This window comes from Herbidospora yilanensis (genome assembly GCF_001570565.1).
GTDB classification, from domain to species: domain Bacteria; phylum Actinomycetota; class Actinomycetes; order Streptosporangiales; family Streptosporangiaceae; genus Herbidospora; species Herbidospora yilanensis.
The window spans coordinates 126,690-149,807 of sequence record NZ_BBXE01000023.1 but is presented as its reverse complement, the minus strand read 5'-3'; the positions used below and the strand labels follow the sequence as shown (position 1 = coordinate 149,807).

The window sequence follows — 23,118 nt, the reverse complement described above, 5'->3', positions numbered from 1 at the left end:
ACAACGATCTCACCATACGGAATGTCGCGTCAGCGCTCGGGCGAGCCGCCGTTGTCGCGCCGGTCGAGGGCGATCTGCAGCGCCTCGGCGACCTCGTCGTCGGTGTCTTCGGGACGGTTCCACGGATACATGTCGTACATGAGGGTCTCCAGGCTCTGGGAGGAGAAAGGAGGTCGGCACGCCACGACTCCGCGGCGGGTCGCCGGCCTGCTGGGTCAGACCCCGCCGCGGCAGGTAATTACGAGTACCCGACGCATCCCTGCCACAGTACCCCAGCCATCTCGTAGGACGACCTACCATCTCACCCCATGAGACGGCAAAGGCCGCACCCGTTCCGGGAACGGATGCGGCCTCGATGTCGTGACGATCAGCCTTCGAGGTCGACGACCCGGCCGCTGTCGGCGCCGATCTCGCTGGCGATCTGGTCGACCACGTCGGCCGGGGCCGCCGAGTCGAGGGTCAGCGCGATCAGGGCCTTGCCGCCCTTGGCGCCACGGGCGACCTGCATGGAGGCGATGTTGACACTCTGCTCGCCGAGCAGGCGGCCGACGATGCCGACGATGCCCGGGCGGTCGGTGTAGGTGAAGAACGCCAGGTGGTCGGTGGGCTCGATCTCCATCGCGAAGCCGTTGACCTCGACGATCTTGGTGATCTGGCGCGGGCCCGACAACGTGCCGGAGACCGAGACCGTGCGGCCGTCGGCCAGCACGCCGCGGACGGTGATCACGTTGCGCCAGTCGGGGCTGTCGGGGCTGGTGACCAGCTCGACGACGGTGCCCCGGTCCTGGGCCAGCAGCGGCGCGTTCACGTAGGTGACGCCGTTCTCGACGACGTCGGTGAAGACGCCCTTGAGCGCGGCCAGCTCCAGCACCCGCACGTCCTGCGAGGCGATCTCGCCCCGGACCTCGACGACCAGGCGGGTGGCGACCTCGCCCGCGAGGGCGGTGAAGACCCGGCCGAGCCGCTCGGTCAGCGGCAGGCCCGGCTTGACCTCTTCGGCCACCGCGCCGCCCTGGACGTTCACCGCGTCGGGCACGAACTCGCCGCCGAGGGCGAGCTTCACGCTGCGGGCCACCTGGGTGCCGGCCTTCTCCTGGGCCTCGTGGGTGGAGGCGCCGAGGTGGGGCGTGACGACGACCTGGTCGAGCTCGAACAGCGGGCTGTCGGTGACGGGCTCCTTGGGGAACACGTCGATGCCGGCGCCGGCGACCCGGCCCTCCTTGATGGCGGAGTAGAGGGCGTTCTCGTCGATGATGCCGCCGCGCGCCACGTTGATCAGGCGGACGTTCGGCTTGACCATGTGGAGCTCTCGCTCCCCGATCAGGCCGATGGTCTCCTTGGACTTCGGCAGGTGGACGGTGATGAAGTCGGCCTTGGCCAGCACCTCGTCGAGCGAGACGAGCTGGACGCCCATGGCCGCCGCGCGGGCCGCCGGGAGGTAGGGGTCGTACGCGATCAGTTCCACCCCGAACGGCGCGAGGCGCTGGGCGACGAGCTGACCGATCTTGCCGAGGCCGAGGATGCCGACGACCTTCTCGTCGAGCTCGACACCGGTGTACTTGGACCGCTTCCACTCGCCGCCCTTGAGGGCGGTGTGGGCCTGGGCGACGTTGCGGGCCGAGGCGAGGATGAGCGCGACGGTGTGCTCGGCGGCGCTGGTGATGTTCGAGGTGGGCGCGTTGACGACCATGACGCCGGCCTTGGTGGCCGCGTCGACGTCGACGTTGTCGAGGCCGACGCCCGCGCGGGCCACCACACGCAGCTTCGGCGCGTGGGCCACGGCCTCGGCGTCGACCTGGGTGGCGCTGCGCACGATCAGAGCGTCGACGTCGGAGAGAGCCGGAAGGAACGCGGACCTGTCGGCTCCGTCGACCTGACGGACCTCGAAGTCCGCTCCGAGGACGGCGAGACCGGCCTGGGAGAGCTCCTCTGCGACCAGTACGACGGGCTTGTTCACTGGATGATTTCCTTCGAACGTGACGACTCTAAGGGCAGATTCACGAGCGCGAGCCGCAGCCGGCCCCAGGCCGCCGCGTCTCGCTTCATGGGTCGCCGACGAGTCTATCCACGCCGTTCGGAGAGCCCTCGGAGGATCCGCCATACGAGACGGCTGTTACCCAGGGGAGTCGTGAGAATCCCTCACGTAAACGGCGGATTCATCGGCATACCCGGGTTGGACCGAGCCAATCCCCACAGCCGCCAACTTGGTATTGATCGCACCTAATCTTGCCGATTAGCCTGCTAAATCGTGGTTCGGTACCTATGGTTCAGCATATGAGCATCGGGAATCCCGCTCTCGGCGAAGTGCTCGCCCAGCACGGCAGTCCGCACCAACTTCTCGCCGCTTTGGCGGATTGGGGCATCCTTGTCGCCGTCCGGCCCGATCGTTCCGTGGTGCTCGGCACCACCCAGAGTGGCGAACGGGTGCTGCTCGGCTACACCGGTCCGGCGACCTACGCGCGCCACCGGGGCAGCCACTCGCTGTCGGTGTGCGACGCCGACACCATCCTGGACATCCAGCGGGTGACCGGGGTCCGCGAGATCGTCATCGACGCCGCGGGCCCCGCCGCCGCGGCCGTGCCGATCGACGACCTCCAGCGATACCTCCGCCAGACCCGCAGCGGACCGCATCCCGTCCTGTCGGGCGCCACGCCGAACGCCTACGCGACCGGCAGCATGGACCGGATCCCCAAGCCGCCGGTCCGCACCGCGGCGCCGATGCCGCTGGGCGCGCCGGTCCCGCCGGTGCAGCAGCACGCCCCGGCCGCGCCCGCGCCGTGGATCCCGCAGCCGCGCCAGCACCTGTCGGGCGCGATGCAGGTCGTCGACCCCGGATACCAGCGCACGAACCACCCGATCCTGCCCGCCCTGCGGGTGGCCATCGCCGAGCTGCTGCGTGACATCCCGGTCGTCCACCACGTGTGGATCTCCGCCGCGCGGACCGTCTCGGGGTCGCAGGGGATCATGCTGCATGTGAAGGTGCACACCGCCAACTCCGAGGACATCGTCCGCGACCTCCATCGCGGGGTGCGCGCCAGGCTGCCGCAACTGGCCGCCAGCGAGGCTCCGGTGCTGATGGCGCGGGTGGCCGACGCGTTCACCGAGCGGCGCATGATCGAACTGGGCGCGCACGTCGTCTGTGCCGACGTAACGGACTGATCGATTCCCTATCCGATTTACCGTGATTGGGCTTGAATTGCGGCCATGGTCACGGTCCCCACCCGAGTGCGCCTCGGCTACGCCGTCGGCTCCTTCTGCACGGCGAACTTCACCACGATCCCCGGCCTCCTGCTGCTCATCTACATGACCAACGTGCTGGCCGTCGATCCGCTGCTGGCCGGTGTCGTGGTGTTCCTGCCGAAGGCGTGGGACCTGGTCGCCAACACGCTCGTCGGCCAGTGGTCCGACCGGACGGTGTCGCGGTGGGGCCCCCGGCGGCCGTGGCTGCTCGGCGGGGCGGCGATCCTGCCGGTCGCGTTCGTGGTGATGTTCATCGGCCCGCCGCTCACGGGCGTCCCGGCCGCGCTCTTCGTCGGGGCCGCCTTCCTGGTCGCGGCCAGCGGGTACGCCCTCTACGAGGTCCCCTACAAGGCGATGCCCGCCGAGATGACCCACGACTACCACGAGCGCACGTCGCTGCTCCAGTGGCGCATGATCTTCATCGCCATCGGCATCGGCATGAGCGGCATCCTGGCGCCGATCCTCGCGGGCGACACCGTCGAGGGCTACCGGCTCATGGGCCTGGTCTTCGGCGTGATCCTGCTGCTCGCGATGCTGGCCTCCTTCTTCGGCACCGCGGGCGCGCCCTACACCGGCCAGTCGGAGCCCGAGGCCAGCCTGAAGGCCCAGCTCAGGGCGGCCCGCACCTCCAGGCCGTTCATGTGGTTGCTGGGCCTGAGCAGCGCGCAGACCCTCGGCGCGTACGTCATGCTGGCCGGCGCCCCCTACTTCGCGGCGTACACGATCGGCAGCACCGGCGCGACGACGACCCTGTTCGCGGCGCTGGTCGGGCCGATGCTCGTGACGATGCCGCTCTGGGTGTGGCTGGCGAAGAAGCTCGACAAGCGCGGCGCGATGATCCTCTCCGGGGTGTTGTTCATGAGCGGGGCGGTCGCGGCCGTGGCCACCCCCCTGTTCGGACCGGTCTACGCCCACGCGGTGATCGTCGTGGTCGGCGTCGGGTACGCCGGCCTCCAGCTCCTCCAGTTCTCGATGCTGGCGGACGTGATCGCGTACGACGGCATGGTGAGCGGCAAGCGGCGCGGCGGGGTGTTCACCGGCCTGTGGACGGCGGTGGAGAGCGCGGTGGCCGCCTTCGGCGCGACCATCTACGGCGTGACCCTGGCAATCGGCGGCTTCCGCGAGTCGGACCCCGCCAACCCGGTCACCCAGCCCGAGAGCGCCGAGTTCGCGGTGCTCATCGGCATCACGATCGTGCCGGCGATCATCATCCTCCTGGGCGTCCTGATGACCTTCAAGTACGACCTCACCAGTGCCAAGATGTCCCAGCTTTCACATGATGTGACCTAAATCACAGAACCATCGGCTGGAACGTGGCCATCAGGGATTCCGTAACAGGATGATCTCGGCCAGGTCACCGAATATGACGGTTTTCCTCACACAGCACTTCCGACCAGGCCATACTTCGGTTCCATTCCAGAGCTTCGGAACCCCCACCCCTGGAAGGAAGTTCATGAAGACTTCACTCCGCGCGCTCTTCTGCGCCGGTGTGCTGCTGGCAGCGACGCTCCCGGCGACGACCGCCTCCGCGGCGGCGGCGCAGGCACATACCGCGCGCTGCCGCATCGTCGCCTCCAAGCCGGCAGTGAACCAGCTCGGCCAGTTGACCGCCGTCGGCTCCCGCACCGGCAACTGTTTCGGCAAGACCCGGGTCCGGGTGCGGATCAAGCAGTTCGTCGCCGGACCGGACAAGACGCTCAAGAGCGGCTCCAAGGTGGTCCGCACGGCCAAGCTACGGGTCCGCACGACCTGCGCCCCCGGCGTCTACTACACCCAGGTGACGGGCCGCTTCGGCCAGGTCGTCAACTCGCGCCGGGTGAACATCACCACGTGCACCCCGGCCCCCGCGCCGTCCCCGTCGCCGTCGGCCTCGCCCAGCACGTCGCCGAGCGCCACGCCCAGCGCCACCCCGTCGGCCACCCCCACCGGCTCCACCGTCGGCACGGCGGTCGAGAACGAGGTCGTGCGGCTGACCAACGCCGAGCGCGCCAAGGGCGGCTGCGGCCCCCTGACGCACGACGCCAAGCTCCGCACCGCCGCGTTCAACCACTCCGCGGACATGTCGGCGAAGAACTACTTCAGCCACGACTCGGCCGACGGCCGCTCGTTCGGCGACCGCCTCAAGCAGGCCGGCTTCAGCTTCCGCGCCGCCGGCGAGAACATCGCCAAGGGCTACCAGACGGCCGCCCAGGTCGTTCAGGGCTGGATGAACAGCCCCGGCCACAAGGCCAACATCATGAATTGCACCTACACGCACATCGGCGTGGGTCACGTGGTCGCGGGTGGGCCATACTGGACCCAAGACTTCGCGAAGCCCTGAGGTTAGGGGCTATCTGGACACCGGCCTGACGGAAAGCGGATACTCCAGACATGAGCTCCGAGCCACACGTGCGCGCCTCTGACGAGGACCGCGAGCGTGCGCTCAACGAGCTACGTGAACGGGCGGCCGAAGGCCACCTCTCCATGGAGACGTTCGTCGGCAGGGTCGACCAGGCCCTGCGCGCCCGCAGCGCCGCAGAGCTCGAACAACTCGTCGCCGACCTGCCCCAGCGGGGCAGGTTCCGGCGACGGGCCACCGACCTCGTCGGCTCGGTGTCCGACTTCAGCACCCGCCTGCGGGCGGCCTGGCGCCGCCCCAAGCTCCCCCGCCTCGCACTGCCGGCAGACACCCGGATCCGATATGTCGTGGGGCGCGGCTCAGCCTGCGACCTGGTGCTGGCCGACCTGACCGTGTCGCGGATCCACGCGGAACTGCGACGAGAAGAAGACCACTGGCTGCTGGTCGACCTGGGCTCACTGAACGGCACCCGCCTGAACGGGTGGCGGCTGGTGGGCCCGGCCCGCATCCGCAGCGGTGACGAGATCAGCTTCGGCGACTGCGCCTTCCTGGTCTCAGTGCCCGTCTAATCGCCCGTGCTCCGCACGGGCGGGTTCGTCCGCTCTCAGTCGAACACAAGCCCGGCTTCTCCTGATCAAGGGAGCCGGGCTTTCCTGGTTTCCACCGTTACGAGAGGAGTCCCCATGTTCCCGCGCGGAGTGCTGCGAGGGCCTGTCGAGCGGTTTCTCACCACCAACGCCGAAAGAGTGCTCGCACTGGCCGATCAGGCGGCGGTCGCCGCACATGCTCCCCAGGTGGCACCCGAGCACCTCATGGCCGCTCTGCTGAAGAACGGAAACGGGGTCGCGGTCCTGTGCCTGCACAAGCTCGGCGCCGGTCCCCAAGACCTGGCCCACCCGCCCCGGGCCGACGATCCGCCGACGGCGACCGGGATCACTGCGGTTCTGGAACAAGCACGGCGTCAGGCCCACCTCCTCGGCCACCGGTACATCGGCACCGAACACCTCCTGCTGGGATTGGCGGAGGAGGCCGCAGGTGGAGCTGCGGATCTTCTTGCCCGCCTCGGGGCGGATCCGGCCGCCTTCCGACGGCAGGTCGTCGACGTGTTACGGGAACCGGTTCCGGTCGGCTGGGTCTGGCCTTGAGTCCGGGGGCACTGCCACGATGACGTCGCCGGAACCCGGCAGGGCCGACAAAGCCAGCAGGTCACGCACCATGTCCTCGGCCTCGTCGAGCCGATGGACCTGAGTGTGCGCGGGCCGGGACAGCCCGGGCCCCTCCACCGTCAGCGCCCACCAGGTCCCGCACTTCTGCGCCGCCACGTGATACGTGCTCACCGGTCCTCCTTCGGCTCGGCGGGTGATGAGGCCAGAGTCGCCCATATGGCCGGCCAGGCGGAGCCGTAACGGAGAATCGAGCTTTTCACCATGGACGGCGAGAGGTTCCGCGCGGCGAGAAAGCAGAACGGCCCCCTTCATCCCGAAGACGTCCTCGGAGGAGAAGGGGGCCGTGATCGGCTCAGGCCTGGTTCTGGAGCCAGGACATCATCGGGCGGAGCTTGGCGCCGGTCTTCTCGATCGGGTGCTCGGCCAGTTCGTCGCGGTACTGCTGGAAGCGCTTCTGGCCGCCGTCGAACTCGGCCACGAGCTCACGCGCGAACTCGCCCGACTGGACCTCGTCGAGGATGCGGCGCATCTCCTTCTTGGTCTCGTCGTTGATGAGGCGCGGGCCGCGGCTGTAGCCGCCGTACTCGGCGGTGTCGGAGACCGACCAGTACATCTTGTGGATGCCGCCCTCGTACATGAGGTCGACGATCAGCTTCATCTCGTGGAGGCACTCGAAGTAGGCGACCTCCGGCTGGTAGCCGGCCTCGATCAGGGTCTCGAAGCCCGCCTTGATGAGCTCGGACACGCCGCCGCAGAGCACGGCCTGCTCGCCGAACAGGTCGGTCTCGGTCTCCTCGGTGAAGGTGGTCTTGAGCGCGCCGGCGCGGGTGCCGCCGATGCCCTTCGCGTACGACAACACGAGCGGCCAAGCGTTGCCGGTGGCGTCCTTCTCGACGGCTACCAGGCAGGGCACGCCGCGGCCGGCCGCGAACTGGCGGCGGACCAGGTGGCCCGGGCCCTTCGGGGCGACCATGGCGACGTCGACGCCCTCGGGGGCCTCGATGAGGCCGTAGCGGATGTTGAGGCCGTGGCCGAAGAAGAGGGCGTCGCCCTCGACCAGGTTCGGCGCGACGTGCTCGGCGTAGAGGTGGCGCTGGATGTGGTCGGGCGCGAGGATCATGGTCAGGTCGGCCTCTTCGACCGCTTCGGACGGGTTGAGCACCCGCAGGCCGTCGGCCTCGACCTTCTCCCGGCTCTTGGAGCCCTCGGGGAGTCCGACGCGGACGTCGACGCCGGAGTCGCGCAGGCTCAGGGCGTGCGCGTGGCCCTGGCTGCCGTAGCCCAGGACGGCGACGTGGCGGCCCTGGATGATCGACAGGTCGGCGTCGTTGTCGTAGTAGATCTCAGTCACTTCGATAAACCTTTCAGGGTTTCTTAAGCGGTCCGGTCCAGGGCCCGGAGCGAGCGGTCGGTGATCGACCGGGCACCGCGGCCGATGGCCACCATGCCCGACTGCACGAGTTCCTTGATGCCGAACGGCTCAAGGACGCGCACGAACGCCTCCAGCTTGTCGACCGTACCGGTGACCTCGATGGTGACCGCGTCGGGGGCGACGTCGACGCAGCGCGCCCGGAACAGGTTGACCAGTTCCAGGACGTGGCTGCGCGAGTCGGCGTCGGCCCGCACCTTGATCAGCATGAGTTCGCGCTGCACCGACTGGGCGGTGTCGAGCTCGACGATCTTGAGGACGTTCACCAGCTTGTTGAGCTGCTTGGTGACCTGCTCCAGCGGCAGGTCCTCGACGTTGACGACGATCGTCATGCGGGAGACGTCGGCGTGTTCCGTCGGACCGACCGCGAGCGAGTCGATGTTGAATCCGCGGCGGCTGAACAGGGCCGAGACCCGGGCGAGCACGCCAGGCTTGTTCTCGACCAGAACGGACAGGGTGTGCCTGCTCATCAGTCTTCGTGCTCCCACTTCGGCGCCATGTCACGGGCGTACTTGATGTCGTCGTTGCTGGTGCCGGCGGCGACCATCGGCCAGACCATGGCGTCCTGGTGCACCACGAAGTCGATCACGACGGGCATGTCGGTGATCTCCATCGCCTTGCGGATGGTGTCGTCGACGTCTTCCGGCCGTTCGCAACGCAGGCCGACGCAGCCGTAGGCCTCGGCCAGCTTGACGAAGTCGGGGATGCGGCGGGCCGACTGCAGGTCGGTGTTGCTGTAGCGCTCCTCGTAGAAGAGCGTCTGCCACTGGCGCACCATGCCGAGGTTGCCGTTGTTGATGACCGCGACCTTGATCGGGACGCCTTCGAGCGCGCAGGTCGCGAGCTCCTGGTTGGTCATCTGGAAGCAGCCGTCGCCGTCGATGGCCCACACGTCCTTGTCGGGACGGCCCATCTTGGCGCCCATCGCGGCCGGGACGGCGAAGCCCATCGTGCCCGCGCCGCCGGAGTTGATGAACGAGCCCGGGTTCTCGTAGCCGATGAACTGCGAGGCCCACATCTGGTGCTGGCCGACGCCCGCGGTGTAGATGGCGTCGGGCCCGACCAGGGCGCCGATGCGCTCCATGATGTACTGCGGCGCGAGCGAGCCGTCCTCGTAGGTCTCGTAGCCGAGGGCGTAGGTCTCGCGGTAGGCGTCGAGGTGGCGCCACCATTCGGTGTAGTCGCCCCGGGCGGAACCGGCCTTGATCGCCGTGACCAGGTCGGCGATGACCTCCTTGCAGTCACCGACGATCGGCACGTCGGCGTGGCGGTTCTTGGAGATCTCGGCCGGGTCGATGTCGGCGTGGACGACCTTCGCGTACGGGGCGAAGGTGTCGAGCCGGCCGGTGACGCGGTCGTCGAAGCGGGCGCCCAGCGCGATGATCAGATCAGTGCGCTGGAGCGCGCCGACCGCCGCGACCGTGCCGTGCATGCCGGGCATTCCGAGGTGCTGCCGGTGGCTGTCGGGGAAGGTGCCCCGGGCCATCAGGGTCGTGATGACCGGGATGCCGGTCAGTTCGGCCAGTTCGAACAGCTCCGCCGACGCCTGCGCCTTGTGGACGCCTCCGCCGACGTACAGGACCGGGCGCTTGGACTCGGCGATGAGCCGGGCCGCCTCCCTGATCTGCTTGGAATGCGGGCGGGTGACCGGGCGGTAGCCCGGAAGCTGCATCTGGACGGGCCAGGTGAACGTGGTGGTCGCCTGGAGCGCGTCCTTGGAGATGTCGACGAGGACGGGGCCGGGGCGCCCGCTCGCCGCGATGTGGAAGGCCTCGACGATCGTGCGGGGGATGTCGGCGGCGTCGGTGACGAGGAAGTTGTGCTTGGTGATCGGCATCGTGATGCCGGAGATGTCGGCCTCCTGGAAGGCGTCGGTGCCGATGGCGGCCGACGCGACCTGGCCGGTGATCGCCACGATCGGCACCGAGTCCATGTAGGCGTCGGCGATGGGGGTCACCAGGTTGGTGGCGCCGGGACCCGAGGTCGCCATGCAGACCCCGACCCGGCCGGTGGCCTGGGCGTATCCCTCGGCGGCGTGCCCGGCGCCCTGCTCGTGACGCACGAGCACGTGCCGGACCTTCTTGGAGTCGTAAAGGGGATCGTAGGCGGGGAGGATCGCACCGCCGGGGATCCCGAACACGGTGTCGACCCCGACCTGCTCCAGGGCCCGCACGAGGGCCTGAGCACCTGTCATCTGTTCGGTCATCGGCTCGTTCCTTGAGGCTGAGCTGGGCGTGTTCCGGCATAAAAAATGCCCCATCCGCTGAAGCGGGACTGGGGCGGCGCGCGCAGGACTTCGGACTTCGTCAGGCGCGCCTGCGAAGTACTACGAGGAGGATCCCACCGCGATGCATGGAACCACCTTGTCCGATGAAACGGGCAGTCGTCAAATCCGGTGGGACGGACGTCTCAGGAAATGAGACAGGCCGGGTCAGGCCGAGGCCGTCAGGCTGGTGCGGATGAGGGAGCTCACTCCCTGGGCGGCCATCGGGCGGCCGACCAGGTAGCCCTGGCCGCGGCTGCAGCCCATCTCGCGCAGCAGGTCGAGTTGCTCGGGGCGCTCGATGCCCTCGGCCACCACGATCAGGCCGAGGTCGTGCCCGAGGCGCACGATCGTGCGGGTCAGGAGGCTGAGGGTCTCGTCGCGGCCCAGGCCGCTGACGAACGAGGGGTCGATCTTGATGATGTCGACGGGGAGCTGCCGGAGCAGCGCCAGCGAGGCGTAGCCGGTGCCGAAGTCGTCGATCGCCAAACGGACGCCCAGCGCGCGGAGGTCGGACAATTTGCCGATGGTGTCTTCGGCGTCTTCCACCAGCATCTCCTCGATCACTTCGAGGGTGAGGGCGCTGGGGGGCAGGCCGCTGTCGGTCAGGGCCTCCGACACCGTCTCGACGAAGCCGGCCGCCATGATCTGGCGCTTCGACAGGTTGACCGACAGGCCGATGTCCCAGTTGGCCGCGCGCCATTCGGCGACCTCGCGGCAGGCCTCGCGCAGTATCCACTCGCTCAGCGGCACGATCAGGCCGGTGTCCTCGGCCGTGCCGAGGAACTGCTCGGGCGGGGTGAACACGCCGCTCCCCCGGCACCAGCGCACCAGCGCCTCGACGGCGGTGACGCGGGAGGTGGCCAGGTCGACCACGGGCTGGTATTCGATCGCGAACTGCTGGTCGAGCAGGGCCCGCTGGAGGTCGGCGGCGGTTTCGAGCCGGCGTACGGCCTCGGCGTGCATGTGGGCGGCGAAGACCTCGACCCGGCGTCCGCCCAGGCCCTTGGCCCGCGCCATGGCCACGTCGGCGTTGCGCAGCAGGTCGGCCGCCGAGGTGTCGTCTTCGGTGAAGGCCACCCCGACGGACGCGGTCAGCGCGATGTCGCGGTCGGCGACCCGGAAGGGCTCCTGGGAGACCGCCCGGACCAGGCGTTCGGCCAGGTCGACGACCATCTGCGCGTCGGCCCCGGCCTCCAGTAGCACGGCGAACTCGTCGCCGCCCCACCGGGCGAGCGTGTCGTCGGCCCGCAGGGCCTGGCGCAGCCGCCGGGCGGCCTGGCCGAGCAGGTAGTCGCCGCTGGCGTGGCCGACGGAGTCGTTGACGCCGGTGAAGCCGTCGAGGTCGAGGAAGATCACGGCGGTGCCGGCCGAGCGGGCGAGCACCTCGCGGGTGCGCTCCTCGAAGTAGGCCCGGTTGGGCAGCCCGGTCACGCCGTCGTGGAAGGTCAGGTGGGTGACCTGGTTGCGTAGCGCCACCTGGTCGGAGACGTCGCGGGTGGTCACCAGGATCAGGTCTTCGCGGCGGACGTCGCGGGTCGCCACCGACTCGGTGGGCCGCCAGGTGCCGTCGGCGGCGCGGACCCGGCAGGCCAGCCGGCAGGTGCCGTAGCGCTCGATGTTGCCGTCGTCTTCGGCGAGCTGGCGCAGCAGCGCCTGGATGACGGGCACGTCCTCAGGGTGGACGTAGTCGACGATCGGCTGGCCGAGCAGGCTCGCGGGCGGGTAGCCGTAGGTGGTCTCGACGCCGTCGCTGATCTCCTGTACGACCCCTTCGAGGTCGACCATCAGCACGACGTCGCCGGTGTTCTCGGCCAGTTGCCGGAGCTGCCGCTCGCTCACGACCATCTGCCGCCGCATGCCGTCGGCCGACAACATCACGATCAGCAGCCGGGCCAGCAACACGGCCACGGCCGACACGGTGACGACCGGCATCAGCACGTCGCCGGTGGCGCCGACGGCCTTGACGGCCACCACGGCCACGGCCGCGAGCACGAGCGCGTAGGGGGTGACGGTGACCACCACGGGAGGCGTGGCGGCGTTGCGCTGATCCGAGGGCACCCGGCGGCGTCCGGCCTCCTCGATCCACGGAGCGACGGCCAGGGCGAGGAATCCCAGGGGGGCGACCAGCCCGGCCGGGATCACCGGGTCGACGCCGTTGAGGCGGGAGACGGCGGTGGCCAGTTCGGCCACCGTGACCGCGGACAACACCCCGAGCCCGGCCAGTCCGACCGCCCGGTTGGCCGCCCGGGAGACCGCGACGAACGGGGCCGCCGCGCAGGTCGCCAGCAGGCACAGCAGCGGCAGCGCGAGGGTCGTGTAGAAGGCGCCCGGCTCCTCGGCCTTGGCGAACATCGGCGCGAGCAGCAGCGCCCAAGTGATCGCGAACAGGGAGGCGGCCGACAGGTAACCGTCGCTGATCTGGCGGAACAGGCCGCGGCTCTGCGGCGGCGGCAACGAGGTCAGCCAGCAGCCGATCATCAGCAGCAGCGCCCCGACCAGCAGCATCAGGTCGGCGAAGGTGAGCACGAAGGCGGTGCCCTCGGCCACCGGCCGCACGCCGATCCCGGCCAGCCAGGTGAGCGCGCCGCCGGCCAGCCAGCGCCAGCCCACGGCCTCTCGGCGGTCGCTCGCGCTGTCGCCCGTGTCGCGCTCGCCCGAGATGACGCGGCCCGAGGCCACCACGAGGGAGACCGCCGCCAGCAGGCCGGTCACCAGGCCCGCCACCGCCGTCACCGCGGAGGCCGATCCCCCCGCTATCAGGGCAGCGGCGATGACCGCCGCGCCGAGCCCGGCAGCGGCGATGAGCGAGACCCTGGGGTCACGCGTGCCGTTCACGCTCGTCGCCCTTTACTTCCGGTCACATCGTCAGTTTGCGCGCCGGTGCCGCCCCTGATGGAGACATCGGCCCAGTCGTCACCGATCTGATAAACAGGAATTCACGGTACGGACCCGAGGTCACGGCCTCGCTACGGTCCGGAACCAGATTCAGTAGCCCCCGCTGATGATATTGGTCAGCGGACGGCCGTCGTGCAGCCTTCGCAGCTGTGCCTCGACATAGACGAGTGCGCGCCTGGTCGAGGCGGGGGTGCTGCCCGCGACGTGAGGGGTGATGAACAGGTGGGGCGCCTTCCAGAGCGCATGCCCTTCGGGCAGCGGCTCGGGGTCGGTGACGTCGAGCGCCGCCCGCAGCCGGCCCGATTCGAGCTCGGCCAGCAGCGCTCCGGTGTCGACCACGGGCCCGCGGGCGGCGTTGACGAGCAGGGCGCCGTCCTTCATCCGGGCCAGGAACGCGGCGTCGACCATGCCCTTGGTGCCGGCCGTGGCCGGCACCAGCAGCACCACGACGTCGGCCCGGGGCAGCAGGTCGGGCAGTTCCGATTCGGCGTGGACGCCGTCGCGGGCGCTCCTGGCGACTCTGATCACGTCGACCTCGAACCCGGCCAGCCGTCGTTCGAGGGCGGCGCCGATGGAGCCGTACCCGAGAATGAGCACGGTGGAGTCGGCCAGCACACCCGTGTGCCGATAGGCCCAGCGGCCCTGTTCCTGGGCGCGCACGAACAGGGGGAACTCGCGCTGCATCGCGATCATCGCGCCGACCGCCCACTCGGCGGTTCCGGCGTCGTGCACGCCCCTGGCGTTGCACAGCAACACACCATCGGGGACGTGAGGCAGGTAGGGTTCGACCCCGGCGGTAACCGTCTGGATGAGGCGCAAACGTGTCATCCGCGACAGCAGCTCCGAGATGTCCGGCACCGGGATGAGCGGGGGAACCCACACCTCGACGTCCTCGGCCCCGGGCGGCTCGGGATGGTCGCGCCCGTCGAAGAGCGTGTATTCGACGTCGGCCAGGTCAGTCGGGACAGCGGACTCGGCCTGCGGGGCCACCCAGATCTTCACAGGGGACAACCCTAATGACCGGTACAGAAGGGTGTAACTGATGCGCGTAGGCCGGACCGGGCTGCTCACGCTGGCGGCGGCACTGACGGTGGGCTGCACCGCCGCCTGCACGGCGGAGACCGGAGTGGGCACGGGCGTGACGCCGACCCCGCTGGCCGCGACGGCGTCGGAGACCTCCGCTCCCGCGGACGGTCCGCGCACGCTGGCCGAGGGCCTGGAGGTGCCGTGGGCCATCGCGTTCCTGCCCACCGGCGAGGCGCTGGTGACCGAGCGCGACTCGGGCCAGATCGTCCAGGTGGCCCCGTCGGGCCGGAAGACCGAGGTCGGCACCGTGGCCGGGGTGGCCGCGTCGGGAGAAGGCGGCCTTTTGGGCCTCGCGGTCTCCCCCGAGTACGAGCGCGACAGGCAGATCTTCGTCTACTTCACCTCGGCCCAGGACAACCGCATCGTCCGCTACCGCTACGACGGCGCCCTGTCCGACCCCGAGCCGATCGTGACCGGCATCCCCAAGGGCGGCAACCACAACGGCGGCCGGCTGGCCTTCGGCCCCGACGGTTTCCTGTACGCCTCCACCGGCGAGATCGGCGATCGGGGGTTGTCCCAGGACCGCGACTCCCTCGCCGGGAAGATCCTCCGCATGACGGTCGACGGCGACCCGGCCCCCGAGAACCCGTTCGGCACCCTCGTCTGGAGCATGGGCCACCGCAACGTCCAGGGCCTGGCCTGGGACGAGAGCGGCAACATGTACGCCACCGAGTTCGGCCAGAACACCTTCGACGAGCTCAACCTGATCCGGGCGGGCGGCAACTACGGCTGGCCGGAGGTCGAGGGCGTCGCCGCCGACGACCGTTTCGTCAACCCGCTGGTGACGTGGTCGACCGACGAGGCGTCCCCCTCGGGCCTGGCCTACGCCGACCACGCGGTGTGGGCGGCGGCGCTGCGGGGCGAGCGGCTGTGGAAGGTCCCGGTGACCCAAGACGGGGCGGCGGGCCGCCCGGAGGCGCTCTACGAGGGCGAGTTCGGCCGCCTGCGGTCGGTCGCGACGGCGCCCGACGGCTCGTTGTGGGTCGGCACGAGCAACCGCGACGGCCGCGGCGACCCGAAGAACGGCGACGACCGCATCCTGGTCATCCCCGGACGTTAGTCGGCGTCGGAGCAGACGATCTCGGGGCGCGGCCGGTAGACCGTCTTCCAGTCCTCCGGCGTCTCGGCGGTGCCGTCGAGACGCACCCGCTCGCGGGTCGTCACGATCGTGAACCCGGCGCTGCCCACCGAGGCCACGCAGCCCGACTCGGGGCCCTGGAGCGCCGGGGTGGAGGTGAACCGGGTGCGGCTGCTCTGGGTGATCGTGACGTCGTAGGTCTTGGTCCCCCACAACGACACCGTCATGACCGTGTCGGTGGCGGAGGCCTGGATCAGCACCCCGTAGTCGGTGTTGTTGCGCCAGACCAGGTCGGGCCCCGGGTAGGAGACGGCCACCTCGACCCCGGCCGGGTAGGGCGGCAGGAACGACTCGTGCGGCACCGCCTCGACGATGTCGAGGCCGCCGCGGAGGGCCGCGTTGTAGAGGACGGTCCCGGCGACCGAGACCCCCGGCACGTCCCGGCCCTGCTCCCCGCGGATCTCGACCGGCTCGGCGGGCCCTGCGTATCCGGGTCGTCCCTCGCGGAGCCCGGTCGCCTGGTTCAGGGAGAACGTCTCGCCGGGCCGGACGATCAGGCCGTTGACGCGCCGCGCGGTCTCCTTGATGTTGGTCACGCGGGGCTGGCAGCAGCTGTAGCTCATGTCGACCCTGACCAGTTCGGTCTCGATGCCGATCGCCGCGGCCTCCTTGTCGTCGAGGCCGGGCTTCAGCAGGGTCATCGGCACGGTCACCGTCCGGCTGCTCTGGCGGCCGAGGATGGCGATGATCTGGGCGCCCAGTTTGGAGGTGTCGATCCCGATGCCGGGCCGTCCGGGCACCAGCTTGGGCCGCCCGCCCTCGATGACGAAGGTCGCGTCGCGGGGCGCCTCCTGCACGGGCACGAACCGCATGCCCCGCGTCGCCACGGCGGCGTCGAACCGGGCCTCCAGCCCGCCGGTCTCGCCGGGCACGAAGCTCAGCGCCGCCGCGATGTCGACCGGCGCGAGCTCCAGGGAGACGCCCCCGTAGGTCAGCGTGACCGGCGCCGCGACCGCCCTGCGCGCCCAGGCCACCGCCCGGTTCACGCCCTCGCGCGTGGCGCGCGGAGCGGCCTGGACGGGCTTGACGTCGACGATGACGTCGGGGTTGAGGTAGGCGTCGCGCACCGCCTCGACCACTCGGGGCACGTCGAGCGTGCTCCCCTCCTTCGGGTAGACCGGCTGGGGCCGCAGGCCGTCGAAGGTGACGTCGCCCTCGACCATCGGCCGTTCCATGGCCTGCGCCACCTGGGTGGAGACGACCTCGCCGAGCCGTCCGCTGTCGGCCCGGACGACCGGCGTCACCTCACGCCCGTTGGTCATCGCCCGCCAGATGTCGGCCGGACTGGGGAACCCCATGGGCAGGGCCCGCACGGTGGCCGGGATGTCGATCGACAGGCCGCTCCGCTCGGGGCTGATGCGCTCGCTCTTGGTCCCGTGGCGCACCACGATGGCGTTCGTGGCCGCGCTGACCAGCCCCGTGGTCAGCCGGTCGGCGGCCTCGCGGGCGTTCAGCCCGCCCACGTCGACGCCGAGCACGGTCGTGCCCGGATAGACGTTGCCGGCCATGAGGAAGGCGGGGACGGTGTACAGCAGGACCAGGAGCCCCGCCACGGCGAACAGGGCGGGCCGCACCCAGCGGAACCCCGGCCCCTCCTCGGGCAGATCCTCGACCTCGGCGGGCAGCGGCGCGATGGTGACCTTGCGCGGCGCGGCGACCGGCCAGACCTCGACCTTGGCCGGCGGCGGTAACGAGGCGTCGGACGGCGGCGACTTGACGAGGGGGGCGCTGCCGAAGATGTCGGACGTCACGCCCGGGGGCAACGAACCGCCCGCGCGAACCGGGTGTTTACGTGCGGAGACCGCCTCAGAGTCCGTCCCGAACGGATCCGTCGGCGGGTCGATGGACGCTTCGGCGTTCCGCACGCCTTGCTCTCCTCCGGCTCAGGGGAAACTCCCTTCAGTTAACCCTAAAGCACCCTCTTCTGGATATGTCGCGAAAACATGAGGTTCGCCCTGTCAGGGGTCATGTCAAGCGACCGTGGAAGGACGTTCTGGCGCGAGACGTCGGACTTCTTATAACAGAGCCAGGTGCCACGAGGACGGGGCTGTCAGGGATCTGTCATGGCACATTCAGCACGGGCATGAGTGCGGATGAAACAGATCAAGGATTTGTGCGGTGATTTTTTAGCGCTATGTCATATGGCGAGTATTGGCGGGCGTGTCAAAGGCCGCGGCGTTTCGTCAGAGGTGGTCCGTCGCGGCGGGATCCGGGAGCGGGTGATGGGCGCCGGACGCGGCGGGAGGCGGAGGCGGCGGGCGGGGCCTTGGTGGGCGGAGCCGTAGCGGAAAAGAGAAGTGCCCGGGCCTGGGCAGGCCCGGGCGACTTCGAGCTATTCGCTGACGCCGAGCTTCTCGAAGATGAGCGCGCGGGCGCGGCCCGCGTCGGCCTTGCCCCGGCTGGCCTTCATGACCCCGCCCACGAGGGCGCCGACGGCGGCGATCTTGCCGCTGCGGATCTTGTCGGCGGCGTCGGCGTTGTCGGCGATGACCTGGTCGATGATGGCCGACAGTTCGCCCTCGTCGTTGACGATCTTCAGGCCGCGCGACTCGACGACCTCGTCGGGCGAGCCCTCACCGGCGAGCACGCCTTCGAGGACCTGGCGGGCCAGCTTGTCGTTCAGCGCGCCCGACTTCACCAGTTCGGTCACCCGCGCGACCTGCGCCGGGGAGATCGGCAACTCGGCCAGCGCGACGCCGTTCTCGTTGGCGCGGCGGGCCAGCTCGCCCATCCACCACTTGCGCGCGTCGGCCGCCGGAGCGCCCGCCTCGACGGTCGCCTCGACCAGGCCGAACGCGTCGGCGTTGTGCATCGCGGCCATGTCGAGGTCGCTGACCCCCCACTCCGCCTGGAGGCGAGCGCGTCGCACCGACGGCAGCTCGGGCAGCTCGGCCTTGAGCCGGGCCACCCACGCCGGGTCGGGCGCGATCGGGACCAGGTCGGGCTCGGGGAAGTAGCGGTAGTCCTGCGCCTCTTCCTTCGAGCGGCCCGACGTGGTCAGGCCGGTGTCCTCGTGGAAGTGGCGGGTCTCCTGGATGATCCGGCCGCCCTCGGCCAGGATCGCGGCCTGCCGCTCGATCTCGCCGCGGACCGACCGCTCGACGCTGCGGAAGGAGTTGACGTTCTTGGTCTCGGTACGCGTGCCCCACTCGCTGGAGCCCCGCGGCATCAGCGAGACGTTGACGTCGCAACGCATCGAACCCTGGTCCATGCGGACGTCGGAGACGCCCAGCGACCGCATGACCTCGCGCAGCTCGGTGGCGTAGGCGCGGGCGACCTCAGGAGCGAGCCGGTCGGCGCCCACGATCGGCTTGGTGACGATCTCGACCAGCGGGATGCCGGCCCGGTTGTAGTCGACGATCGAGTGGTCGGCGCCGTGGATGCGTCCGGTCGCGCCACCGACGTGAGTGGACTTGCCGGTGTCCTCTTCGAGGTGGACCCGCTCGATCTCGATCCGGACCGTCTTCCCATCGACGGTGATGTCGAGGTGGCCGTCGAAGCAGAGCGGCTCGTCGTACTGGCTGATCTGGTAGTTCTTCGGCATGTCCGGATAGAAGTAGTTCTTCCGGGCGAACCTGCACCACTCGGCGATCGAACAGTTGAGCGCGAGGCCGATCCGGATCGTCGACTCGATCGCCACCGCGTTGGCGACCGGCAGCGCGCCGGGGAAGGCCAGGCACGTCGGGCAGACGTGTGTGTTCGGCGGGGCGCCGAAGGTGGTCGGGCAGCCGCAGAACATCTTCGAGTCGGTGCCGAGTTCGACGTGGGTCTCCAGGCCGAGCACCGGCTCGAACCTCTCCAACGCCTCGTCGTAGGGCATGAGTGTCGGCGTGTCAGCCATGCTGATAACCCAGTCCTTCCAGAGCTTTGATCATGTCGGCCCACCACTGCTGGAAGGACGGCACCTTCTTCAGCACGGCGATATCAGCAGCTTCGGCCATGGTTACGTAGAAATTGCGAACAACGCCGGTCTTACTGGGGTTCATTCCAGCGTCATTCTTCAACAACGCCGCCAGAGTCGCCTTGGGGTCGGGACACCCCTCTGCGGCGGGACCGGCAGGGATGATCGTGGTGAACTTCCGCACGCACAAGACCCGTGCGACCGCCGCCTGGTCGGCGAGGATCCAGGCTTCGGTCTCCTTCATCGGGACCACCGTGACCATGGGCTCAGGCGACTTCGCGGACGCCCACGCCTGGGTCATACGGCTGATGGTCTCCTCCGACTTCGCGGGAGGGGCGCCGTCGTGGTGGTAGAGGACCACATCGAAGGTGCCCCTCTCGGCGTCGAGTGCCTTCAGCACCGAGTCGGGATGCTGGTTCCCCGCTCTCGGCAGACTGCGGATCTCCTGCACTTCCCGGCAGGACGGGAAGTTCTCGATGACCATCGTCTCCAGGGCGCGGCGCAGCAGGATCGGCAGGAACCAGTCGTCGGTGGGGCCTTCGCGGATGAGGACGCAACTCACACTTCTCACCCGACCGGCTCCTCGATTCCGGCGCGGAACCGATCGAGTTCGGAGTCGGTGACCCGGGCCCACCGCTCGCCGTCGACGGAGGAGGGCCCGCCTTCGTCGCGGAGACGACGGACTCGGGTGACTCGGCTGGGCTTGCCGTTCTCGATCACCGTGGTCATGTCGAAGTAGGCGATGTTCTCGCGTGGGACGGCATCGAGAACCACTGGAGAGTGACTGGTGAACAGGACTTGCCGGTCCCCCTCCAATTCCTGCGCGATCCCGAGCAACTGACGGAGCCGCTCGGGGAACACTCCGTTCTCCGGCTCCTCGGCGGCGGTAAGCCCCTCGTCATGCATCGCGGCCAGCATCGCCAAAATCCGCAGAGTTCCGTCAGACGCCGATTCGGCGGCTATCCCCTGCTGATAAGGAGACGAGAATTCGATCCGCACATCTCTCCGGGCTTCGTCGACCACCACGTCGAAACCTGTGACCTCCCGAACCAATCCACCGAGTTCGATGGTGATGTCGTTCAAGACACCTTTCGGCCGGTCGGGCGATGCCGACCTGCGGGCGAGACGACGAAGGTAATTGGGCAGCCGAAGTCCCGTCGGGTCGAGTTTCGATGCATCGCCGACTCTGCTGACCTGCCGCAATGCCGCCGCTTCCAGATGGAGGACACGCATGCGCATAAGCTCGACCTCGATGCGCCGCAGGGCGAACGCACCAATGGAGGCTTCCGCCTCGCCGTGAGCCGGAAACAGATCGGCTTTGTCGCGCAGACCCTTCTGCGAGGGAATGACCTGCGCACCGGCCTGGACAGGCAAACTCATCCAACCTGGACGGCTGGGTTCCCCTTCCGACGGAATCAGTTCAGGGGCGATGCGGTGGCTCGCGATCACCAACCCATCGAGAAGATCGTCTCGGACTCCCCAGACCAGTTCCAACTCGTAGCGGACGCGGAGACGGTATTCGTCGCCCTCCGAACCGAAGAATTCGCCCTCTAGGGCGAAACGAATCCGATCAACCGTCGAACCGTCACCTCGGCGCCTAAAGAGGCTTCGGGCATCGCCGCGAACATTATCGACGGCGACATCCAGATCGAAGGCGAAAGCCCACGACAGGAAGGTCAACGCGTCGAGGAGATTCGACTTGCCGCTGGCGTTGGTGCCGATGAGGACCAGGAAGGGCGGCACATCCAGCGCGAAGTTCTCGAACGACTTGAAGCCGTCGATCTCGATGCGAGTGATCATGCCGCCCTCCTTCCCTGTTTCTACAGAGCCGGAGCCTTGGACAGCAGCGGCCCGCCCCAGCGGGCCTCGAAAGCCCGCTCGACGGCCGCGCCGACCCGGTAGCACCGGTCGTCGCCGAGCACCGGAGCCATGATCTGCAGACCGACGGGAAGCCCGTCTTCGTCGGCGAGACCACACGGCACCGAGAGGGCCGCGTTCCCGGCCAGGTTCGACGGGATCGTGCACAGGTCGGCCAGGTACATGGCCATCGGGTCGTCGGCGCGCTCGCCGATCGGGAACGCCGTGGTCGGCGTCGTCGGCGAGATCAGCACGTCGACGTGCTGGAACGCGGCCTCGAAGTCGCGCGAGATGAGCGTGCGCACCTTCTGCGCCGACCCGTAGTAGGCGTCGTAGTAGCCGGAGGAGAGCGCGTAGGTGCCCAGCATGATGCGCCGCTTGACCTCGGGACCGAAGCCGGCCGCCCGGGTGAGGGCCATGACCTCTTCGGCCGAGCGGGTGCCGTCGTCGCCGACGCGGAGGCCGTAGCGCATGGCGTCGAACCGGGCCAGGTTCGACGAGCACTCGGAGGGCGCGATCAGGTAGTAGGCCGGCAGCGCGTAGGTGAACGAGGGGCACGACACCTCGACGACCTTGGCGCCGAGGGATTCGAGCAGCTCGACGGCCTCCTGGAACCGGGCGAGCACGCCCGGCTGGTAGCCGTCGCCGCCGAACTCCTTGACCACGCCGACCGTGAGACCCGCGACGTCGGCCTGCCGGGCGGCCTCGACCACGGAGGGCACCGGCTGGTCGATCGAGGTCGAGTCCATCGGGTCGTGGCCGGAGAACGCCTCGTGGAGGAGGGCGGCGTCGAGGACGTTGCGGGCGAACGGGCCCGGGGTGTCGAGCGACGAGGCGAAGGCGATCAGGCCGTAGCGCGACGAACCGCCGTAGGTCGGCTTCATGCCGACGATGCCGGTCACGGCGGCGGGCTGGCGGATCGAGCCGCCCGTGTCGGTGCCGGTGGAGAGGGGGGCCTCGTAGGCCGCCACCGAGGCCGAGGCGCCGCCCGACGAGCCGCCCGGGATGCGGGTCAGGTCCCACGGGTTGTGGGTCGGGCCGTAGGCGGAGTTCTCGGTCGAGGAGCCCATCGCGAACTCGTCGAGGTTGGTCTTGCCCAGGATGACCAGCCCGGCCTCGCGCAGGCGGCGGGTGACCGTCGCGTCGTAGGGCGGGCGCCAGCCTTCGAGGATCTTCGAGCCGGCCGTGGTGGGCATGTCGGTCGTCGTGAAGACGTCCTTGTGGGCGATCGGCACGCCGGCCAGCGGGCCGAGCTCCTCGCCGGCGGCCCGCCGGGCGTCGACGGCGGCGGCCTGGGCGAGCGCCGACTCGGCGCCCACGTGCAGGAACGCGTGGACGCGGTCGTCGACCGCGGCGATCCGGTCCAGGTGGGCCTGGGTCACCTCGACGGCGGAGACCTCGCCGGAGGCGATCAGCGACCCCAGCTCGGAGGCCGTCTTCCTGATCAGCTCGCTCACGCCTCCTCCCCGAGGATGCGGGGCACGCGGAAGCGGTCGTCCTCGACGGCGGGCGCGCCGGAAAGGGCCTGCTCGGGGGTGAGGCTGGGCGCGACGACATCGGGCCGGAACACGTTCGTCAGCGGCAGCGCGTGTGACGACGGCGGGATGTCGGCGGTCGCGACCTCGGCGACGCGGGCGACCGCGCCGACGATCTGGTCGAGCTGGGCGGCGAAGTGGTCGAGTTCCTCGTCGGCCAGCGCCAGCCGGGACAGCCGGGCGAGGTGAGCGACCTCTTCGCGGGTTATGGCAGACATAAGTCGTTTAACCCGATTCCTGGATGGAGTGTGGACACCTCATCCTAGG

General features: G+C 69.5%; 19 protein-coding genes. 6 read left to right on the top strand and 13 right to left on the bottom strand.

Annotated features, from left to right (window positions below):
• Positions 1-367 precede the first annotated feature (367 nt).
• Positions 368-1,957 (bottom strand): phosphoglycerate dehydrogenase, encoded by a 1,590-nt coding sequence (serA, locus tag AW273_RS18010; RefSeq protein ID WP_062349488.1) that lies wholly within the window; start codon positions 1,955-1,957, stop codon positions 368-370.
• Positions 1,958-2,274: 317 nt separating this feature from the next.
• Between serA and AW273_RS18005 the strand changes: the two genes are divergently transcribed.
• The 5 genes from AW273_RS18005 to AW273_RS36355 all read left to right on the top strand — a co-directional run bounded on the left by AW273_RS18005 (position 2,275) and on the right by AW273_RS36355 (position 6,723).
• On the top strand, positions 2,275-3,159 hold the full coding sequence (locus tag AW273_RS18005) for a hypothetical protein (protein WP_062349487.1): 885 nt from the start codon (positions 2,275-2,277) through the stop codon (positions 3,157-3,159).
• A gap of 45 nt (positions 3,160-3,204) precedes the next feature.
• Positions 3,205-4,530: an MFS transporter gene (locus AW273_RS18000; RefSeq protein WP_062349486.1), complete on the top strand. Its 1,326-nt coding sequence runs from the start codon at positions 3,205-3,207 to the stop codon at positions 4,528-4,530.
• A 163-nt stretch (positions 4,531-4,693) separates the two neighbouring features.
• Positions 4,694-5,560 (top strand): CAP domain-containing protein, encoded by an 867-nt coding sequence (locus tag AW273_RS38680; protein WP_062349485.1) that lies wholly within the window; start codon positions 4,694-4,696, stop codon positions 5,558-5,560.
• A gap of 50 nt (positions 5,561-5,610) precedes the next feature.
• A complete protein-coding gene (locus tag AW273_RS17990) occupies positions 5,611-6,147 on the top strand; it encodes an FHA domain-containing protein (RefSeq protein WP_062349484.1) in 537 nt (178 codons plus the stop codon).
• Positions 6,148-6,261: 114 nt separating this feature from the next.
• The gene (locus tag AW273_RS36355; RefSeq protein WP_083949851.1) at positions 6,262-6,723 is read left to right on the top strand and encodes a Clp protease N-terminal domain-containing protein; all 462 of its coding nucleotides are present in this window, start codon (positions 6,262-6,264) and stop codon (positions 6,721-6,723) included.
• On the opposite strand, the gene AW273_RS17985 is transcribed toward AW273_RS36355, so the two are convergent.
• From AW273_RS17985 to AW273_RS17960, 6 genes are all read right to left on the bottom strand, one after another.
• On the bottom strand, positions 6,685-6,915 hold the full coding sequence (locus tag AW273_RS17985) for a hypothetical protein (RefSeq protein WP_062349483.1): 231 nt from the start codon (positions 6,913-6,915) through the stop codon (positions 6,685-6,687). The genes AW273_RS36355 and AW273_RS17985 overlap by 39 nt on opposite strands.
• A 181-nt stretch (positions 6,916-7,096) precedes the next feature.
• Positions 7,097-8,086, bottom strand: coding sequence for a ketol-acid reductoisomerase (gene ilvC / locus AW273_RS17980; RefSeq protein WP_062349573.1), 990 nt, complete (start codon positions 8,084-8,086; stop codon positions 7,097-7,099).
• 32 nt (positions 8,087-8,118) lie between these two features.
• Complete coding sequence (ilvN, locus tag AW273_RS17975) at positions 8,119-8,643, bottom strand: acetolactate synthase small subunit (protein ID WP_030456565.1); 525 nt, start codon at positions 8,641-8,643, stop codon at positions 8,119-8,121.
• The gene (locus AW273_RS17970) at positions 8,643-10,433 is read right to left on the bottom strand and encodes an acetolactate synthase large subunit (RefSeq protein WP_083949850.1); all 1,791 of its coding nucleotides are present in this window, start codon (positions 10,431-10,433) and stop codon (positions 8,643-8,645) included. The genes ilvN and AW273_RS17970 overlap by 1 nt, the downstream gene beginning before the upstream one ends.
• A 171-nt stretch (positions 10,434-10,604) precedes the next feature.
• Entirely contained in the window at positions 10,605-13,274 is a 2,670-nt protein-coding gene (locus tag AW273_RS17965; protein WP_232327480.1) for a putative bifunctional diguanylate cyclase/phosphodiesterase, read from the bottom strand.
• A gap of 150 nt (positions 13,275-13,424) precedes the next feature.
• The gene (locus tag AW273_RS17960) at positions 13,425-14,336 is read right to left on the bottom strand and encodes a 2-hydroxyacid dehydrogenase (protein ID WP_062349481.1); all 912 of its coding nucleotides are present in this window, start codon (positions 14,334-14,336) and stop codon (positions 13,425-13,427) included.
• A 40-nt stretch (positions 14,337-14,376) separates the two neighbouring features.
• Between AW273_RS17960 and AW273_RS17955 the strand changes: the two genes are divergently transcribed.
• On the top strand, positions 14,377-15,480 hold the full coding sequence (locus tag AW273_RS17955; protein WP_062349480.1) for a PQQ-dependent sugar dehydrogenase: 1,104 nt from the start codon (positions 14,377-14,379) through the stop codon (positions 15,478-15,480).
• On the opposite strand, the gene AW273_RS17950 is transcribed toward AW273_RS17955, so the two are convergent.
• The 6 genes from AW273_RS17950 to gatC all read right to left on the bottom strand — a co-directional run bounded on the left by AW273_RS17950 (position 15,477) and on the right by gatC (position 23,069).
• Positions 15,477-17,309, bottom strand: coding sequence for a VanW family protein (locus AW273_RS17950; RefSeq protein ID WP_157555891.1), 1,833 nt, complete (start codon positions 17,307-17,309; stop codon positions 15,477-15,479). The two genes, AW273_RS17955 and AW273_RS17950, sit on opposite strands and share 4 nt — an antisense overlap.
• Before the next feature lie 581 nt (positions 17,310-17,890).
• Complete coding sequence (gene gatB, locus AW273_RS17945) at positions 17,891-19,399, bottom strand: Asp-tRNA(Asn)/Glu-tRNA(Gln) amidotransferase subunit GatB (protein ID WP_062349478.1); 1,509 nt, start codon at positions 19,397-19,399, stop codon at positions 17,891-17,893.
• Entirely contained in the window at positions 19,392-20,021 is a 630-nt protein-coding gene (locus tag AW273_RS17940) for a DUF4276 family protein (RefSeq protein WP_062349477.1), read from the bottom strand. The genes gatB and AW273_RS17940 overlap by 8 nt, the downstream gene beginning before the upstream one ends.
• A gap of 5 nt (positions 20,022-20,026) precedes the next feature.
• Positions 20,027-21,259, bottom strand: coding sequence for an AAA family ATPase (locus tag AW273_RS17935; RefSeq protein WP_062349476.1), 1,233 nt, complete (start codon positions 21,257-21,259; stop codon positions 20,027-20,029).
• A gap of 20 nt (positions 21,260-21,279) precedes the next feature.
• Positions 21,280-22,773 carry an Asp-tRNA(Asn)/Glu-tRNA(Gln) amidotransferase subunit GatA gene (gatA, locus tag AW273_RS17930; protein WP_062349475.1) on the bottom strand — a complete coding sequence of 498 codons (1,494 nt, stop codon included), beginning with the start codon at positions 22,771-22,773 and terminating at the stop codon, positions 21,280-21,282.
• Positions 22,770-23,069 carry an Asp-tRNA(Asn)/Glu-tRNA(Gln) amidotransferase subunit GatC gene (gene gatC, locus AW273_RS17925; RefSeq protein ID WP_030456557.1) on the bottom strand — a complete coding sequence of 100 codons (300 nt, stop codon included), beginning with the start codon at positions 23,067-23,069 and terminating at the stop codon, positions 22,770-22,772. The genes gatA and gatC overlap by 4 nt, the downstream gene beginning before the upstream one ends.
• Between the last annotated feature and the right edge of the window lie 49 nt (positions 23,070-23,118).